The organism is Klebsiella sp. 1SOBk5mer, assembly GCF_046603115.1.
Taxonomy (GTDB): Bacteria; Pseudomonadota; Gammaproteobacteria; order Enterobacterales; family Enterobacteriaceae; genus Klebsiella; species Klebsiella quasipneumoniae.
In genome coordinates this window covers 144,157-160,555 of record NZ_JBKIUU010000005.1, presented here as the reverse complement: position 1 = coordinate 160,555, position 16,399 = coordinate 144,157, and the positions used below count along the sequence as shown (strand labels likewise).

Genomic DNA, 16,399 nt, shown 5'->3' with positions numbered 1-16,399 from the left:
TGAGCGTCAACCACAGCGATGCCAGTCAGGGGCCAGAGCCGGGGGCGGCTTCGGGAAATCCCCCCTACTCCTTAGCCGGAAGTATCGTTTGGTTAACCTTCAAACACGCCGTCGTGCCCTTACTTTAGGGTCTTTCAATGACTGAAGCTGTACTGCTGGGTGAAGGCTTCACCCTGATGTGCCTCGGCATGGGGTTCGTGCTGGCGTTTCTGTTTCTGCTGATTTTCGCCATCCAGGGGATGTCCGCCGCCGTCAACCGCTTCTTCCCCGAACCGGCTGCGGCGCCGAAAGCGACGCCACTGCCCGCCGTTGCGCCCGCCGGCGACTTCGCCCGCTTAACGCCGGCGATTGTCGCCGCCATTCACCACCACCGCCGTCTTCACCCTTAATTCACGGAGGAATTCATGACCGTTGCCATTACCGATGTCGTCCTGCGCGACGCCCACCAGTCCCTGTTCGCCACCCGTCTGCGTCTCGACGATATGCTCCCCGTCGCCGCTCAGCTTGACGACGTCGGCTACCGCTCGCTGGAGTGCTGGGGCGGCGCCACCTTCGACGCCTGCATCCGCTTCCTCGGCGAGGACCCGTGGGTCCGCCTGCGCGAGCTGAAAAAGGCGATGCCGAAAACCCCGCTGCAGATGCTGCTCCGCGGCCAGAACCTGCTCGGCTACCGTCACTACGCCGACGACGTGGTCGAACGCTTCGTGGAGCGCGCCGTCAAAAACGGCATGGACGTGTTCCGCGTCTTCGACGCCATGAACGACCCGTGCAACATGAAAGCCGCCCTGCAGGCGGTCCGCAGCCACGGCGCCCACGCCCAGGGCACCCTGAGCTACACCACCAGCCCGGCCCACACCCTGCAGACCTGGCTCGACCTCACCGAACAGCTGCTGGAGACCGGCGTCGACTCCATCGCGATTAAAGACATGTCCGGCATTCTCACCCCCGGCGCCGCCTTTGAGCTGGTCAGCGAAATCAAAAAACGCTTTGCCGTCACCCTGCACCTGCACTGCCACGCCACCACCGGCATGGCGGAGATGGCCCTGCTGAAGGCCATTGAAGCCGGCGTCGACGGCGTCGATACCGCCATCTCCTCGATGAGCGCCACCTACGGCCACCCGGCCACCGAAGCGCTGGTGGCCACCCTCGCCGGCACGAAATATGACACCGGACTGGATATCCACAAGCTGGAGAGCATCGCGGCGTACTTCCGCGAGGTGCGTAAGAAGTACCACGCCTTCGAGGGCCAGCTGAAAGGCACCGACAGCCGTATCCTCGTCGCCCAGGTGCCGGGCGGGATGCTCACCAACCTCGAAAGCCAGCTGAAGCAGCAGAACGCCGCGGACAAACTCGACCAGGTACTGGCGGAAATCCCCCGCGTGCGCGAGGACCTCGGCTTCATCCCGCTGGTCACCCCGACCTCGCAGATTGTCGGCACCCAGGCGGTGCTCAACGTCCTGACCGGCGAGCGCTACAAAACCATCGCGAAGGAGACCGCCGGGATTCTGAAAGGTGAATACGGCCACACGCCGGCGCCGGTGAACGCCGCCCTGCAGGCCCGCGTACTGGACGGCGCTGAGGCCATCACCTGCCGTCCGGCGGACCTGCTGAAGCCGGAGCTGGGGCAGCTGGAAGCCGATGTGAAGCACCAGGCGCAGGAGAAGAATATTCAGCTGGCGGAGAACGCCATCGACGACGTGCTCACCGTGGCCCTGTTCCCCCAGCCCGGCCTGAAGTTCCTCGAAAACCGCCATAACCCGGCAGCCTTTGAACCGCTGCCGCAGGTGGAAGCCGCGCAGCCTGCTCCTGCCCCGGTAAAAGCTGCCGCCTCCGGCGTCTACACCGTGGAAGTGGAAGGCAAAGCCTTTGTGGTGAAGGTCAGCGACGGCGGCGACGTCAGCCAGCTGACGGCGGCCACCCCGTCTTCCGCACCGGTTCCGGCCGCCGCCCCGGCCGGCGCCGGCACCCCGGTCACCGCGCCGCTGGCGGGCACTATCTGGAAGGTCATTGCCGCGGAAGGCCAGACGGTGGCCGAAGGCGAGGTGCTGCTGATTCTGGAAGCCATGAAGATGGAGACCGAAATCCGCGCCGCGCAGGCCGGCACCGTCCGCGGTATCGCGGTGAAAGCCGGCGACGCGGTGGCGGTCGGCGACACCCTGCTGCAGCTGGCGTAACGACGAGGAGCGGAAATGGAAAGTCTGAACGCCCTGATTCAGGGGATGGGGCTGATGCACCTGGGGTTCGGCCAGGCGGTGATGCTGCTGGTCAGCCTGCTGCTGCTCTGGCTGGCGATTGCGAAGAAGTTCGAGCCGCTGCTGCTGCTGCCGATTGGCTTCGGCGGCCTGCTGTCGAACATCCCGGAGGCCGGCCTGGCGCTGAGCGCCCTGGAGAGCCTGCTGGCCCACCACGACCCGGCGCAGCTGGCGGTGATTGCCGCGAAGCTCCACTGCGCGCCGGACGTCCACGCCATTAAGGAGGCGCTGGCCCTGGCCCTGCCGTCGGTGCAGGGGCAGATGGAGAGCCTGGCGGTGGACATGGGCTACTCCGCCGGGGTGCTGGCCATCTTCTATAAGGTGGCGATTGGCTCGGGCATCGCGCCGCTGGTGATTTTTATGGGCGTCGGGGCGATGACCGACTTCGGCCCGCTGCTGGCCAACCCTCGCACCCTGCTGCTGGGGGCGGCGGCGCAGTTCGGTATCTTCGCCACCGTCCTCGGGGCGCTGACGCTGAACTACTTCGGCCTGATTTCGTTCACCCTGCCGCAGGCGGCGGCCATCGGCATCATCGGCGGCGCCGACGGCCCGACGGCCATCTATCTGTCGGGCAAGCTGGCGCCGGAGCTGCTGGGGGCCATCGCGGTGGCCGCCTACTCCTACATGGCGCTGGTGCCGCTGATCCAGCCGCCGATCATGAAGGCGCTGACCACGGATAAGGAGCGGAAGATCCGCATGGTGCAGCTGCGCACGGTGAGTAAGCGGGAGAAGATCCTCTTCCCGGCGGTGCTGTTGCTGCTGGTGGCGCTCCTGCTGCCGGACGCCGCGCCGCTGCTGGGGATGTTCTGCTTCGGCAACCTGATGCGCGAGAGCGGGGTGGTGGAGCGGCTGAGCGATACGGTGCAGAACGCGCTGATCAACATCGTAACCATCTTCCTCGGGCTGTCGGTGGGGGCCAAGCTGGTGGCGGACAAGTTCCTGCAGCCGCAGACCCTGGGGATCCTGCTGCTGGGGGTGATCGCCTTCTGCGTGGGGACCGCCGCGGGGGTGCTGATGGCGAAGCTGCTGAACAGGTTCAGTAAGAACCCGATCAACCCGCTGATCGGTTCAGCCGGGGTGTCGGCGGTGCCGATGGCGGCAAGGGTGTCGAACAAGGTGGGTCTGGAAGCGGACGGGCAGAACTTCCTGCTGATGCACGCGATGGGCCCGAACGTGGCGGGGGTGATCGGCTCGGCGATCGCCGCCGGGGTGATGCTCAAGTACGTGCTGGCGATGTAGGCCGGCGTCCTCCCCGGAGGCGTGGCCGTTGCCCCGCCTCCGGGTCAGGATTAACAACGCCCCTTTGCCATCGATCACTTTTCTGAAATTAGCGGTTCTGTGCGCCATCTGCGGGTTCTCGGGCCGCGAAACGGGGAAACTAATCATTTAATGTCTATTGGCGCTATGTATACCCGAAAAATCACCCACTGGTTTGCCAGGCGATCGTTTCAGAATCGCATCTTCCTGCTGATCTTATTCACCTCGACGATCGTTATGCTGGCGATGTCATGGTATCTGACAGACATCACCGAAGAGCGTCTGCATTACCAGGTCGGGCAGCGGGCGCTGATTCAGGCAATGCAGATTTCGGCGATGCCGGAGCTGGTCGAGGCGGTTCAGAAACGCGACCTCGCCAGAATCAAAGCGCTTATCGACCCCATGCGTTCGTTCTCCGACGCCACCTATATCACCGTCGGTGATGCTAGCGGCCAGCGCCTCTATCACGTCAACCCTGATGAAATCGGCAAATCGATGGAGGGCGGCGACAGCGATGAAGCACTATTAAACGCGAAAAGCTACGTGTCAGTGCGCAAAGGCTCGCTGGGTTCCTCGCTGCGCGGTAAATCACCGATTCAGGACGAGACCGGCAAGGTGATCGGCATTGTGTCGGTAGGCTATACCATTGAACAGTTAGAAAACTGGCTCAGCCTGCAGATAAGCTCGCTGCTGATCCCGATGGCGATCATGTTACTGCTCCTGCTCTACTGCGCCCGCCGCTTCTCGTTGCATATCAAAAAGCAGATGCTGAATATGGAACCCCAACAGCTGTCGCAGCTGTTGATCCAGCAAAGCGTATTGTTTGAATCCGTGTTCGAAGGGCTTATCGCCATCGACTCCCGTTACAAGATCACCGCGATTAATCAGACTGCCCGCCGGTTGCTCAACCTGAGCCAACCGGAAACGACGCTTATCGGTAAAGGGATCAGCAGCGTGATTTCGCAGGAGGCTTTCTTCTACGATGCGCCGCAGACCAATAAAAAAGACGAGATCGTCACCTTCAATCAGATCAAAGTGATCGCCAGCCGGATGGCGGTGATCTTAAATAATGAGCCACAGGGCTGGGTGATCAGCTTTCGTAGTAAAGACGATATCAACACCCTCAGCCTGCAGCTTAGCCAGGTACAACAATATGCCGATAACCTGCGCGCCGTGCAGCATGAGCATCGCAATCTGATCTCCACTATCGCCGGCCTGCTGTTTCTTAAACGCTACGATCATGCGCTGGATCTGATCCAACAGCAGTCGGAAAGTCACCAGAAGGTCATCGATTTTATCGCGCGTAATTTCCAGGACAACCACCTGGCCGGGCTGTTGATCGGCAAATATTACCGGGCCAAAGAGCTTGGACTTGAGCTGATTTTCGATCCGGCCTGCTTCGTCGACAGATTACCCACCGCCCTTTCTCACAACGAATGGATCTCGATCGTGGGGAATCTGCTTGATAACGCCTACAATGCCAGCCTGCAACAGCCGCAGGGCTCAAGGCAGATAGAGTGCCTGATCAACAGTGACGGCCACGAGGTGATTATCGAGGTCGCCGATCAGGGATGCGGCATTGACGAGACGCTGCGCGATCGGATCTTCGAGCGCGGCGTCACCAGCAGCGTCAGCAAAGATCATGGCATCGGACTCTGGCTGGTTCGCAGCTACGTGGAACAGGCAGGCGGCAGCATCGTCGTCGAAAATAACATTCCTTTTGGCACCATCTTTACTCTTTATATTCCCCTGACCCGAGATGAACATCATGGATAGCATCACCACTCTTATCGTTGAAGACGAACCTATGCTGGCGGAGATCCTGGTGGATAACATCAAACAGTTTCCCCAGTTCGACGTCATTGGCATTGCGGATAAACTCGAGAGCGCCAGGAAACAACTCAGACTGTATCAACCGCAGTTGATCCTGCTGGATAATTTCTTACCTGACGGCAAAGGTATCGACTTGATCCGCCATGCGGTCAGTACCCATTACAAGGGGCGGATTATCTTTATTACCGCTGATAATCATATGGATACCATCAGCGAAGCACTGCGCCTGGGGGTGTTCGACTATCTGATTAAGCCGGTGCACTATCAGCGCCTGCAGCACACCCTGGAGCGCTTCGCTCGCTATCGCAGCTCGCTGCGTTCCAGCGAACAAGCCAGCCAGATCCACGTCGATGCGCTGTTTAATATTCAGGCTCGGGAACAGACGGAACCGGCCAGCGCACCGCTACGCGGGATTGATGAAAGCACCTTTCAGCGCGTACTCCAGCTGTTTGCCGACACGGGGGTGGTACATACCGCCGACTCGCTGGCGCGTATCCTTGGCAGCAGCAAAACCACCGCCCGCCGTTATCTGGAACAAGGGGTGAAGAACGACTTTCTGGAAGCGGAAATCAGCTACGGCAAGGTTGGTCGACCGGAGCGTATTTATCGCGGCAAACAGACCTCCCCTGAGCAGGTCTGAAACGTTTACGCCAGGGAATAGCTGACCACCAGCTGCCCCTTCTTCATCTTAATCTGACTGATAAGGATGTCGCCCAGCTCCGCCAGGCGGGCGACGTGTGTGCCACCGCAGGGATAGGCGGGCAGTGCGCCAAACCCCACCATGCGCAAACCCTCAGCGAAGCTCACCTGACGCGGGAGGTCCTGCGCCTGCCATGCCTTCACCTGGCTCAGCAGCGCGCTGGCGTCGGGTATCACGGCGTGGTTCCCGCCGGTGAAAGCGATCCGCCCCTCGCCAGGCCAGTGGTGCGCTTTCACCGGTTGCCAGCCAAGCTGTTCGCCCGCCAGGCCAAGCAGGTGGCCGGCGGAATGCAGGCGGGCATGCAGGTGTCTCGCGGAGGCATCTATTCTCATCTCCACTTCACCGAGGGGAAGCGGTTGCGACAGAATATGCAGCACGCTGTCGCCACGCACAATAACCGTCTCAACGGCCTGACCAGCTATCCAGCCGCGATCCGCCGGTTGACCGCCCCCTTGCGGGTGAAACAGCGTCCGATCCAGTTCGATGGCGTAGCGGCCATCCGCTTCCGCAGTGCAGGCGATGATCTGGGCGCGCCCATCGGTAGCGTCGCTGGTGTAATAAACCCGTTCAGTCATAGTGATTCTCCTCTCTGTCCGCCCAGTATATTATTAATACCGACAGCGATAATCCTATCACCAGCCAATGCACTCTTGCTCCGGGAGCACAAATGAATCTCAGCCTCCTGCCCGACCTTGCCCTTTTCGTCCAGATCGTCGACCAGGGCAGCTTCTCCGCCGTCGCCCGCCAGAGCGGCATTACCCCTTCCGCCGTTAGCCGCAGCGTGTCGCGGCTGGAGCGAGAGATGGGCTGCAAACTGCTGCAGCGTACCACCCGCAAGCTGCGTCTGAGCGATGCCGGGGAAACGGTGTATCAGCATGCCCAGCAGATGCTGGAAGCGGCGCGACAGGCGATGGATTCCGCCGGCAGTCGCCAAACGGTCGCCCAGGGAAAGCTGACGCTCAGCGTACCGAAAGCCGTCGGCCGCTTCGTGATCCATCCGCTGATGATGGCGTTTTTTCAGCGTTACCCGCAGGTTGACGTCTGCCTGCGGCTGGAAGATCGCCCTCTGGATTTTATCGATGACGGTATCGATCTGGCGTTACGCATCACCGATACCCCCTCGCCCGGTCTGCATGGCAAACCGTTGATGCCAGTCACGCACGTTATCTGCGCCACTGAGGTCTATTTACAGCGCCACGGTATGCCGCGCACGCCGCAGGAACTGCGCGCGCACAGCTGCATCAGCCTTGGCGAAACGCCCGCCGACGCGCGCTGGAAGTTCCGTCGGGAAGGGAAAACCGAAACGGTGCAAACATACGGGCGGTACGCCGCCAACCATACCGCCGTGCGCCTCGACGCGGTCAGGCAGCATTTAGGGATCGGCAGCCTGCCGCTGTTCACCGCCCGCGAGGCGCTGGCGAATGGCGACATCGTGCAGGTGCTGCCCGAATGGGAATTTATCAGCAGCTACTCCGGCGATCTGTGGCTGCTCTGGGCGGGAGATAAGCATATGCCCGCCAGAATGCGGGCGATGATTGATTATCTCAGCGAGACGGTGCCGGCGCTGAACGCAGGCAGCATAGCGCCAGCGAAATAACCGCAAACCACGGAATGATAACCCCCAGCACGAACCAGAGCCCGGAGCGGCCGATATCATGCATCCGCCGGCAGCCGATCGCCAGCAGAGGGAGAGTCATCAGCAGCAACCACAGCGCAGCAAAGGGAATAACAACAAAACTGAGGATGCCGTATTGAGGGTTAAAGCTGGTTGCCAGCCACCAGACGGCCAGCGGCGCGCTGGCGATCAGTAGATTGATAAGAAAAAACGTCCAGAACTGCTGTCGGCTGGCCCGGCCGCTAAAATTAAAGGTCCCTTTCCAGCCGCTTAAATACGCCTGTCCATAGGTCATCACTTCTCTCCTTGAAGATTGGGTGAGTATCACGGCGCCAGGGCGATCACCTCCGCCGCCCAGCGCTGAAACCCGTCGACATCGATATCCAGCGCCACTTGGGCATTGGCCGGCTGGCCCAGTCGCCCTTCGATATCCACCACCGTGGCGCCGGCGGTCCAGGTTCCCTGCGTCTCCACCGCCACAAAACACGGCTGTAGGGTGAACAGTTCCGGGCGGACCAGCCATGCGATAGCGCAGAGATCGTGCATTCTCAGACCACTACTCATGCTGCCGCTGCGATAGTGGCTAAACAGCGCATGGAGCATTTTACCGGTCTGATTCAGCGTCGGCAGGGTCGCCAGATAATCCGCCGTCAGCAGCGCCCGATTGGTGACGTCCAGCCCGCACATGATAATCTCCAGCCCGCTGTGGAAGACTTTCGCGGCGGCTTCCGGATCGATGGCAATATTGAATTCGGCATTCGGCGTAAAGTTGCCCCGGCCCGCCGAGCCGCCCATGATCACCAGCCGGCGAATGTTGAACACGCATTCCGGATACTGGGTCAGCAGCAGCGCAATATTGGTCAATGGGCCAATCGCCACCAGAGTGATCGGCTCGGCAGCATGCATCAGCGCATCGCGGATCGCCTGGAAGGCCGGCTTCGCCAGCGGCTGCCGGTGATGCTCAACAAAGTCATACCCTTCCATACCGGATTCGCCATGCACCGAGGCGGCATCGCGCAGAGGACGCACCAGCGGCATCGAGGCGCCCTGCGCCAGCGGCACATCGGCATGCCAGAAGTGCAGCAGCTGCAGCGCGTTACGGGTCGTCTTCTCCACCGAGACATTGCCCGCCACGGTGGTCATCAGCTGCAGATCCAGCTCAGGGGCGAACAGCGCCGCGGCAATAGCGGCAGCATCGTCGATGCCCGGGTCTGTATCAAGAATGATCGGTAAGCGCATGGTTTCTCCCTAAAAAAAATGCCAGACGTTAAGTCTGGCATCTTCTCATACTGCTGACGGAAAGAACTTACTCTACTTCACGGACATCCACACGCAGCTCTTTCGGCACTTCAAAGACGATATTCTCTTCCCGGCCTTCCAGCGGTACGGCTTCGCCGCCGCCCAGCTCCTGCAGGCGGGTAATGACGTTCTGCACCAGAATATCCGGCGCCGACGCGCCCGCCGTCACGCCAACGCAGGCCGCATCCTTGACCCACGCTTCCTGAATATCGGAGGCATCGTCAATCAGGTAAGCCGCCTTACCCATCCGCTGCGCCAGTTCGGCGAGACGGTTTGAGTTGGAGGAGTTTTTCGAACCAACCACCAGCACCACGTCAGCCTGCTCCGCCAGCGCGCGCACCGCTTCCTGACGGTTAGTGGTGGCATAGCAAATGTCGTCTTTGCGCGGGCCGACGATTTTCGGGAAACGCGCGCGCAGCGCGTCAATCACATCCGAGGTATCATCCACCGAGAGGGTGGTCTGGGTCATAAACGACAGCCGGGCGTCGTTTTTGACTTCCAGCTTGAGAACGTCTTCCGGCGACTCGACCAGGTACATGCCCCCTTGCGGGTTATTGTACTGCCCCATCGTGCCTTCGACTTCCGGGTGCCCGGCATGGCCGATCAGAATCGACTCTTCGCCACGGCGGCTGGCGCGGGCGACTTCCATATGCACTTTCGTCACCAGCGGACAGGTGGCGTCGAACACCGTCAGATCGCGGCTCTTCGCTTCATTCCGTACCGCCTGCGATACGCCGTGAGCGGAGAAGATCAGGATCGCGCCATCCGGTACTTCGCTGATCTGTTCGATAAAAATGGCGCCGCGCTTGCGCAGGCTATCCACCACATAGCGGTTATGCACCACTTCATGACGAACATAGATCGGCGCGCCGTACAGCGTCAGCGCGTTTTCTACAATGCTGATAGCGCGGTCAACGCCAGCGCAAAAGCCGCGCGGGTTAGCCAACAGGATCTGCATGTTAATCCTCCAGCGCCGGATCGATCTCCAGCACTTCAATATCAAAATGAACGGTGCGCCCGGCCAGCGGATGGTTGAAGTCGACGGTGATGGAATCGCCGTTCACTTCACGGATCACGCCAGGCATTTCGCTGCCATCCATTGCGGTAAAGAGCATAATCGCGCCGATCTCCGGCTCGCCGGCGTCGATAAACTCGCGGCGAGAGAAATACTGAATCAGGTCCGGGCTCGGGACGCCAAATGCGGCGTCAGGCTCCAGCGAAAAGGCCTTTTTCTCGCCCTCTTTCAGACCAAGAAGCTGTTGCTCCAGCCCCTCAGACAGGGAGGTGTCGCCGAGGCGAAACAGCGCCGGTTTGCCATTGTTACGGGTGGACTCGGCGGTGGATCCATCGTCCAGCTTCAGCGTGAAGTGAACGAGAACCGCGCTGTTGCTCTGTACGGATTTAGACATGCAAATTGCTCGCTTGTTTTCGATCTCCTGTTGCCCGGAGGCGCTACGCTTACCGGGCGACGGGAGACCACACATTCTGTAGGCCGGGCTGACGTGACGCCACCCGGCATTAACATTTACGCCTGCTCTTTTGCGGTCGGTTTCGGCAGGAAGCCTTCCAGCACAATCATCGCCGCGCCGATGCAGATAGCGCTATCGGCGAGGTTGAAAGTGGCAAAGTGCCAGTCGCCGACGTAGAAGTCGATCATATCGACCACAAAGCCGTGCCACAGGCGATCGAACAAGTTGCCCAGCGCGCCGCCGATAATCAGGGCGTAGGCAATATTGTTCAGCTTTTGCGTCGCCTTCGAACGGTACATCAGCACCGTCAGCACCACGCAAATGCCGATGGCGATCCCGGAAAAGAACCAGCGCTGCCAGCCGCCGCTGTCGGCGAGGAAGCTAAAGGCCGCGCCATAGTTGCGGGCATAATGCAGATTAAGCGACGGGAACAGCGGCACCGTCTCCCCCAGAGCGAAGTTCTGGAGGATCAGGAATTTGCTGCCCAGATCGATAATCAGCACGGCTACGACCACCCACAGCCAGCGTAGCCCCGTTGAACAAATCGATTTACTCATCAGGCGAATTTACGTTGCTCGCCGTCACCGGCGACGTTGCTCACACAGCGTCCGCAGATTTCCGCGTGTTCCGCCACCTTGCCGATATCGGTGGTGTAATGCCAGCAGCGCGGGCATTTCTCACCTTCAGCTTTGCTCAATGCGACTTTCAGCCCTTTGAGCAGTTCGCTCTGCTGGGCATCAGCAGGCGCGCTCGCATAGTCTGCGACGTTCGCCCCGGAGGTCAACAGGACAAATCGCAATTCATCGCCCAGCGCGTTGAGCTTAGCGGCCAGATCGGCATCAGCATACAGCGTCACCGAGGCTTCCAGCGAGCCGCCGACTTTCTTATCCGCACGCGCCTGTTCGATCACTTTGTTGACTTCGCCGCGGACTTTCAGCAGCTCATCCCAGAAGCCGTCATTCATCGCTTCGTTGTCGGCCAGACCGAAGAGACCTTGATACCATTCGCCGGTAAAGACGTATTTCTCACGCTCGCCCGGCAGGTAACCCCAGATTTCGTCCGCGGTGAAGGACATGATCGGCGCCATCCAGCGCACCAGCGCTTCCACGATGTGGAACAGCGCGGTCTGGCAACTGCGACGCGCCACGCTGTCCGCCCTGGCGGTGTACTGACGGTCTTTGATGATGTCGAGGTAGAACGAGCCCATCTCAATGGAGCAGAAGCGCATCAGGCGCTGCACCACTTCGTGGAAGTCGTAGGATTCGTAGGCTTTCAGGATATCTTCCTGTGCCGCCTGCGCGCAGCCGACCGCCCAGCGATCCAGCACCACCATCTCTTCCGGTTTGACCATGTCTTTTGCCGGATCGAAACCGTTCAGGTTGGCCAGCAGGAAGCGCGCGGTGTTACGGATACGACGATAGCTGTCCGCGGCGCGTTTGAGGATCTCGTCAGAGACCGCCATTTCGCCAGTGTAGTCGGTGGAAGCCACCCACAGGCGCAGGATATCGGCGCCCAGCTTGTTCATCACGTCCTGCGGGCTAACGGTGTTGCCGATAGACTTGGACATTTTGCGGCCCTGACCATCGACGGTGAAGCCGTGGGTCAGTACCTGACGATATGGCGCTTTGCCTTTCATCGCCGTGGAAATCATCAGAGAGGACATGAACCAGCCGCGATGCTGGTCGGAGCCTTCCAGATACATATCGGCGGCGTGACCGGCGAATTCCGGGCGCACGTCAACCACGGAAGAGTGGGTCGACCCGGAGTCAAACCAGACGTCGAGGGTATCCGGCACTTTCTCGTAGCTGTCAGCGTCATCGCCAAGGATGTCGCGGGAATCGAGATCCCACCACGCCTGGATGCCGTCGACTTCAACACGCTTCGCGACTTCTTCCATCAGCTCAAGGGTACGCGGGTGCAGTTCGTGAGTTTCTTTATGCACGAACAGCGACATCGGCACGCCCCAGGTACGCTGACGGGAGATGCACCAGTCAGGACGGTTGGCGACCATCGATTCGATACGCGCCTGGCCCCAGTCCGGGATCCACTGCACGCCTTTGATCTCTTTCAGCGACTGCGCGCGCAGACCTTTCTGATCCATGCTCACGAACCACTGCGGGGTGGCGCGGAAGATGATTGGCGACTTGTGGCGCCAGCAGCACGGATAGCTGTGCTGCATTTTTTCCACATGCAGCAGCGCGCCGCGCTCACGCAGCATCTCAACGATGATATCGTTGGCTTTGAAGACGTTGATACCGTCCAGAGACGGATAGGTGCCTGGCAGATAAGCCCCGTCCGGGCCAACCGGGTTAGCGATTTCCAGACCGTATTTCTGGCTGATCGTGTAATCGTCCGGACCGTGGCCGCCGGCGGTATGCACCGCACCGGTACCGGCATCCAGCGTCACGTGGTCGCCAAGGATCGCCGGCACGTCGAAATCGAGGAACGGGTGCTGGAAACGCATCAGTTCAAGCTCGGCGCCGTTCACCGCCGCCAGGATGGTGTAATCGGCCGCGCCAACGCGCTTCATCACGCTCTCAACGAGGTCTTTCGCCAGGATCAGCGCCTGGCCGTCCACCTGCACCAGCGCATAGTCGAACTCTGGCGACAGGGAGATAGCGCGGTTAGCCGGCAGGGTCCACGGGGTGGTGGTCCAGATAACCAGCGACACCGGGCCGTTGACGTCGGCGACGCCGAATTTCGCCAGCACCGCGGCTTTATCTACCGCGTGGAACGCCACGTCGATGGATGGAGAAGTCTTGTCGTAATACTCCACTTCCGCTTCCGCCAGCGCGGAACGGCAGTCTACGCACCAGTGCACCGGCTTGGCGCCTTTATGCAGGTGACCGTTGCCGATGATTTTACCCAGCGCGCGAATGATGTTGGCTTCGGTTTTGAAGTCCATGGTCAGATACGGATGCGACCAGTCGCCCAGCACGCCGAGACGGATGAAATCTTTACGCTGACCCTCGATCTGCAGAGCGGCATATTCGCGGCACTTGGCGCGGAATTCTGCGGCAGTGAACTTCTCGCCCGGCTTGCCGTATTCCTGCTCTACTTTCAGCTCGATCGGCAGACCGTGGCAGTCCCAGCCCGGAACGTAAGGCGAGTCATAGCCCGTCAGTCCTTTGGACTTAACGATAATGTCTTTCAGAATCTTGTTAACCGAGTGACCAATATGAATACTGCCATTCGCATAAGGAGGGCCATCATGCAGAATGAAGGTTTTTTTGCCTTTTTTGGCTGCACGAATGATGCCGTACAGGTCATCATCGGTCCAACGCGCCAGCATTCCCGGTTCGCGTTTGGCGAGGTCGCCACGCATAGGGAACCCTGTTTCCGGCAAATTCAGGGTCGATTTATAGTCACTCATCAGATTCTCGGTTCCGTATTTCGGTTTGATAAACACCAGTGGCTCAGGCCTGGCTGGTCAGCCCAAATAATTCGCGGGCCGTTAACTCATCACGTGCGATTTGCGCCTTCAGCTCGTCGAGCGACGCAAACCGCTGCTCATTACGTATCTTTTTACGCAGTACTACATTGATATGGCGACCGTAGAGGTCCATTACAACGTCCAACAGATGCACTTCGAGCTGCTGACGCACGCCCGCTACCGTTGGACGGGTGCCAATATTGGCGACGCCGGCGATCGGTTTGTCGCCCAGCCCGGTCACTTCTACCGCATAGACCCCTTTAACCGGGGAAACCTGACGACGCAGCGGTAAGTTCGCCGTCGGAAAACCTATGGTACGGCCCAGTTCGTCGCCATGCACGACGCGCCCGGAAATGCTAAACGGATGGCCGAGCAGCGTCTCCGCCAACAGGAGATCGTCATCAGCCAGCGCCTGACGCACCGCCGTGCTGCTGATCCGCACCCCGCCTTCGCAGAAGGTTTGGGTGCTGGTGACGTCGAAGCCGTATTCCGCCCCCGCCTTTTGTAATAACAAGAAATCCCCCTGGCGACCAGCGCCAAAGCGGAAATCGTCACCGACGGCAAGGAACTGCACGCCCAGGCGGCGCACCAGCAGTTCACTGATAAAATCCTGCGCCGTCAGCGCGGCGAACCGGCGGTCGAAGCGAACGCACAGCACATAGTCGACCCCGCTTTCAGCCAGATAGCTCAGCTTTTCACGCAGGCGGGTCAACCGCGCCGGGGCTTTATCGGCGGCAAAGAGCTCGAGCGGCTGGGGTTCGAAAATCATCACCACCACCGGTAAACCGCGCTGGCGGCCCTCTTCGCGCAAGCGCTGCAGCAGCGCCTGATGCCCACGATGCACGCCGTCAAAATTGCCAATGGTCAGCACGCACCCGTGCGGGGCCTGACTGAGATTATGTATGCCGCGTATCAGCTTCATGTCTGGCTCAAAACAGTGAAAATCGTCCGAGTATACCTTGTACAACTGTCAACGTTAACCAGCGATTGCTCCTCGGCAACGAAAGTTCTCAGGAATTCATTCACTCAGCGCGAGTCAGCGGGAAAACCGCCCGCCCCCGGCGATTTTTATGGTGGAAAAGCTGTATTCGCCTGCAACAAGCTGGTAGAATCTTGCGCCATCACTACGTAATGAAGCGCTGTGGTGTTAAACGGCGCTTATTTGCACAAATCCATTGACAAAAGAAGGCTAAACGGGCATATTCCTCGGCCTTTGAATTGTCCATATAGAACACATTTGGGAGTTGGACCTTGGCTAATATCAAATCAGCTAAGAAGCGCGCCGTTCAGTCTGAAAAGGCTCGCAAGCACAACGCTAGCCGTCGCTCTATGATGCGTACTTTCATCAAGAAAGTATACGCAGCTATCGAAGCTGGCGACAAAGCTACTGCACTGAAAGCATTTAACGAAATGCAACCAATCGTGGACCGTCAGGCTGCTAAAGGTCTGATCCACAAAAACAAAGCTGCGCGTCATAAGGCTAACCTGACCGCTCAGATCAACAAACTGGCTTAATCGCTGCTTGTTGTCGCTTTGTGAAAAAACCCGCGAAAGCGGGTTTTTTTATGCCTGTCATCTTTCCCGTCCTGGCGCGACCTGAGCCACGCCAGCCCACGCTTTCCGGCTATCTGGGTTCAGTAAACAGCGACGAATAATCGCGATTGCAGATGCGCTGTACCGCCGGATGCTGAATCATCCGTTCGGCGAAAATGGCGTGATACTCCTCCATCACGCTATCCATGCGGCCAATTTCGACAATCGATTCATCATGGTAGAAATCATGCGCGTAGAGCGTCGGCGCGACAAAAATCGCATTATGCGCGGCGCCGAAGGCTTTCATGAGCGCCGCGTCGTCAAACTCGCCGAGGATCTCCACCTTCAGCCCCTGCACGTTAATCCAGTTCAGCAGCTTACGTCCCAGCATCGAGCGTCGACCAGGGATCAGCAGCCGTCGCTCTTCAAGACAGGCCGGGAACGGCTTCATTGGCGCCGGGTTCATGCACCAGAAGCTGACGCTGCACTCGCCAATCTTCACCGAAAACAGCCCTTCCTGCTGCGTCGAGTCGATCGGGCAGTCAGAGATAATCATATCGAGCTTATGCTGGCTCAGCTGCTCCAGCAGCAGCTCATGGGTGGATTCAAAACAGCGCAGATGGATCTGCTCGCTTTCGACAACGGCGGCATCCAGTACGCCGCTGACCAGCCGTTTCGATAGCGCATCGGCCACGCCGACGTCAAACAGCAGATTCGACTCTTTGCGGTAGTTGACGATGTCGAGCATCTCCTGGCTCAGGGTAAACATCCGGTCGGCGTAGCGAAAGACCAGCTCCCCGAGCTCGCTCGGCTCCAGCCCTCTTCCCTTGCGCTTAAATAACTTTCCCTGCAGACGCTCCTCCAGCGCTTTGATCTGCCCGGTAATGGTTTGCGGCGTCAGAAACAGCGCCTCCGCCGCGCCCACGACAGACCCTTCTTTATAGACGTGCCAGAAGTAGTACAGATGGTTGTAGTTGATATGTGACATGCTTCTCTCCCTGATAATGT

The 16,399-nt window shown here is 59.6% G+C and carries 16 protein-coding genes and 1 pseudogene; 7 read left to right on the top strand and 10 right to left on the bottom strand.

The window, feature by feature from the left end; all coding sequences use genetic code 11:
• Positions 1-137: 137 nt before the first annotated feature.
• From ACLH1U_RS13650 to ACLH1U_RS13630, 5 genes are all read left to right on the top strand, one after another.
• Positions 138-389: an oxaloacetate decarboxylase subunit gamma gene (locus ACLH1U_RS13650; RefSeq protein WP_044520980.1), complete on the top strand. Its 252-nt coding sequence runs from the start codon at positions 138-140 to the stop codon at positions 387-389.
• A 15-nt stretch (positions 390-404) separates the two neighbouring features.
• Positions 405-2,174, top strand: a complete 1,770-nt coding sequence (gene oadA, locus ACLH1U_RS13645) for a sodium-extruding oxaloacetate decarboxylase subunit alpha (RefSeq protein WP_411299301.1) — start codon at positions 405-407, stop codon at positions 2,172-2,174.
• Between the two features lie 15 nt (positions 2,175-2,189).
• Positions 2,190-3,491, top strand: coding sequence for an oxaloacetate decarboxylase subunit beta (locus ACLH1U_RS13640; protein WP_023291143.1), 1,302 nt, complete (start codon positions 2,190-2,192; stop codon positions 3,489-3,491).
• 165 nt (positions 3,492-3,656) lie between these two features.
• Entirely contained in the window at positions 3,657-5,285 is a 1,629-nt protein-coding gene (locus ACLH1U_RS13635; protein ID WP_048296653.1) for a sensor histidine kinase, read from the top strand.
• A complete protein-coding gene (locus ACLH1U_RS13630; RefSeq protein ID WP_044525323.1) occupies positions 5,278-5,982 on the top strand; it encodes a response regulator in 705 nt (234 codons plus the stop codon). The genes ACLH1U_RS13635 and ACLH1U_RS13630 overlap by 8 nt, the downstream gene beginning before the upstream one ends.
• Before the next feature lie 5 nt (positions 5,983-5,987).
• On the opposite strand, the gene ACLH1U_RS13625 is transcribed toward ACLH1U_RS13630, so the two are convergent.
• Positions 5,988-6,617, bottom strand: coding sequence for an alanyl-tRNA editing protein (locus tag ACLH1U_RS13625; protein WP_411299300.1), 630 nt, complete (start codon positions 6,615-6,617; stop codon positions 5,988-5,990).
• A gap of 92 nt (positions 6,618-6,709) precedes the next feature.
• On the opposite strand from ACLH1U_RS13625, the gene ACLH1U_RS13620 reads away from it, so the two are divergent.
• Positions 6,710-7,639 carry a LysR family transcriptional regulator gene (locus ACLH1U_RS13620; protein ID WP_032452406.1) on the top strand — a complete coding sequence of 310 codons (930 nt, stop codon included), beginning with the start codon at positions 6,710-6,712 and terminating at the stop codon, positions 7,637-7,639.
• Here ACLH1U_RS13620 and ACLH1U_RS13615 read toward each other — a convergent pair.
• The 8 genes and pseudogenes from ACLH1U_RS13615 to ACLH1U_RS13580 form a co-directional block, all read right to left on the bottom strand.
• Complete coding sequence (locus tag ACLH1U_RS13615) at positions 7,587-7,952, bottom strand: DUF805 domain-containing protein (protein WP_117132835.1); 366 nt, start codon at positions 7,950-7,952, stop codon at positions 7,587-7,589. The two genes, ACLH1U_RS13620 and ACLH1U_RS13615, sit on opposite strands and share 53 nt — an antisense overlap.
• 29 nt (positions 7,953-7,981) lie before the next feature.
• Positions 7,982-8,896, bottom strand: a complete 915-nt coding sequence (gene rihC / locus ACLH1U_RS13610) for a ribonucleoside hydrolase RihC (RefSeq protein WP_032452404.1) — start codon at positions 8,894-8,896, stop codon at positions 7,982-7,984.
• Between the two features lie 67 nt (positions 8,897-8,963).
• Positions 8,964-9,914, bottom strand: coding sequence for a 4-hydroxy-3-methylbut-2-enyl diphosphate reductase (ispH, locus tag ACLH1U_RS13605; RefSeq protein ID WP_002887979.1), 951 nt, complete (start codon positions 9,912-9,914; stop codon positions 8,964-8,966).
• Position 9,915: 1 nt separating this feature from the next.
• The gene (fkpB, locus tag ACLH1U_RS13600) at positions 9,916-10,365 is read right to left on the bottom strand and encodes an FKBP-type peptidyl-prolyl cis-trans isomerase (protein ID WP_023291927.1); all 450 of its coding nucleotides are present in this window, start codon (positions 10,363-10,365) and stop codon (positions 9,916-9,918) included.
• 116 nt (positions 10,366-10,481) lie between these two features.
• On the bottom strand, positions 10,482-10,982 hold the full coding sequence (gene lspA, locus ACLH1U_RS13595; protein WP_023291926.1) for a signal peptidase II: 501 nt from the start codon (positions 10,980-10,982) through the stop codon (positions 10,482-10,484).
• Positions 10,982-13,798 (bottom strand): isoleucine--tRNA ligase, encoded by a 2,817-nt coding sequence (ileS, locus tag ACLH1U_RS13590; RefSeq protein WP_032429278.1) that lies wholly within the window; start codon positions 13,796-13,798, stop codon positions 10,982-10,984. Before ileS ends, lspA begins: the two co-directional genes overlap by 1 nt.
• Positions 13,799-13,841: 43 nt before the next feature.
• Positions 13,842-14,780, bottom strand: coding sequence for a bifunctional riboflavin kinase/FAD synthetase (gene ribF, locus ACLH1U_RS13585; protein ID WP_004204236.1), 939 nt, complete (start codon positions 14,778-14,780; stop codon positions 13,842-13,844).
• 7 nt (positions 14,781-14,787) lie between these two features.
• A pseudogene (locus ACLH1U_RS13580) lies at positions 14,788-14,993 on the bottom strand (DUF2575 domain-containing protein); the annotation flags it as partial.
• Between the two features lie 116 nt (positions 14,994-15,109).
• On the opposite strand from ACLH1U_RS13580, the gene rpsT reads away from it, so the two are divergent.
• Complete coding sequence (gene rpsT, locus ACLH1U_RS13575) at positions 15,110-15,373, top strand: 30S ribosomal protein S20 (RefSeq protein ID WP_003018940.1); 264 nt, start codon at positions 15,110-15,112, stop codon at positions 15,371-15,373.
• Positions 15,374-15,482: 109 nt separating this feature from the next.
• Here rpsT and nhaR read toward each other — a convergent pair whose 3' ends face one another.
• Positions 15,483-16,379 carry a transcriptional activator NhaR gene (nhaR, locus tag ACLH1U_RS13570; RefSeq protein ID WP_023291923.1) on the bottom strand — a complete coding sequence of 299 codons (897 nt, stop codon included), beginning with the start codon at positions 16,377-16,379 and terminating at the stop codon, positions 15,483-15,485.
• Between the last annotated feature and the right edge of the window lie 20 nt (positions 16,380-16,399).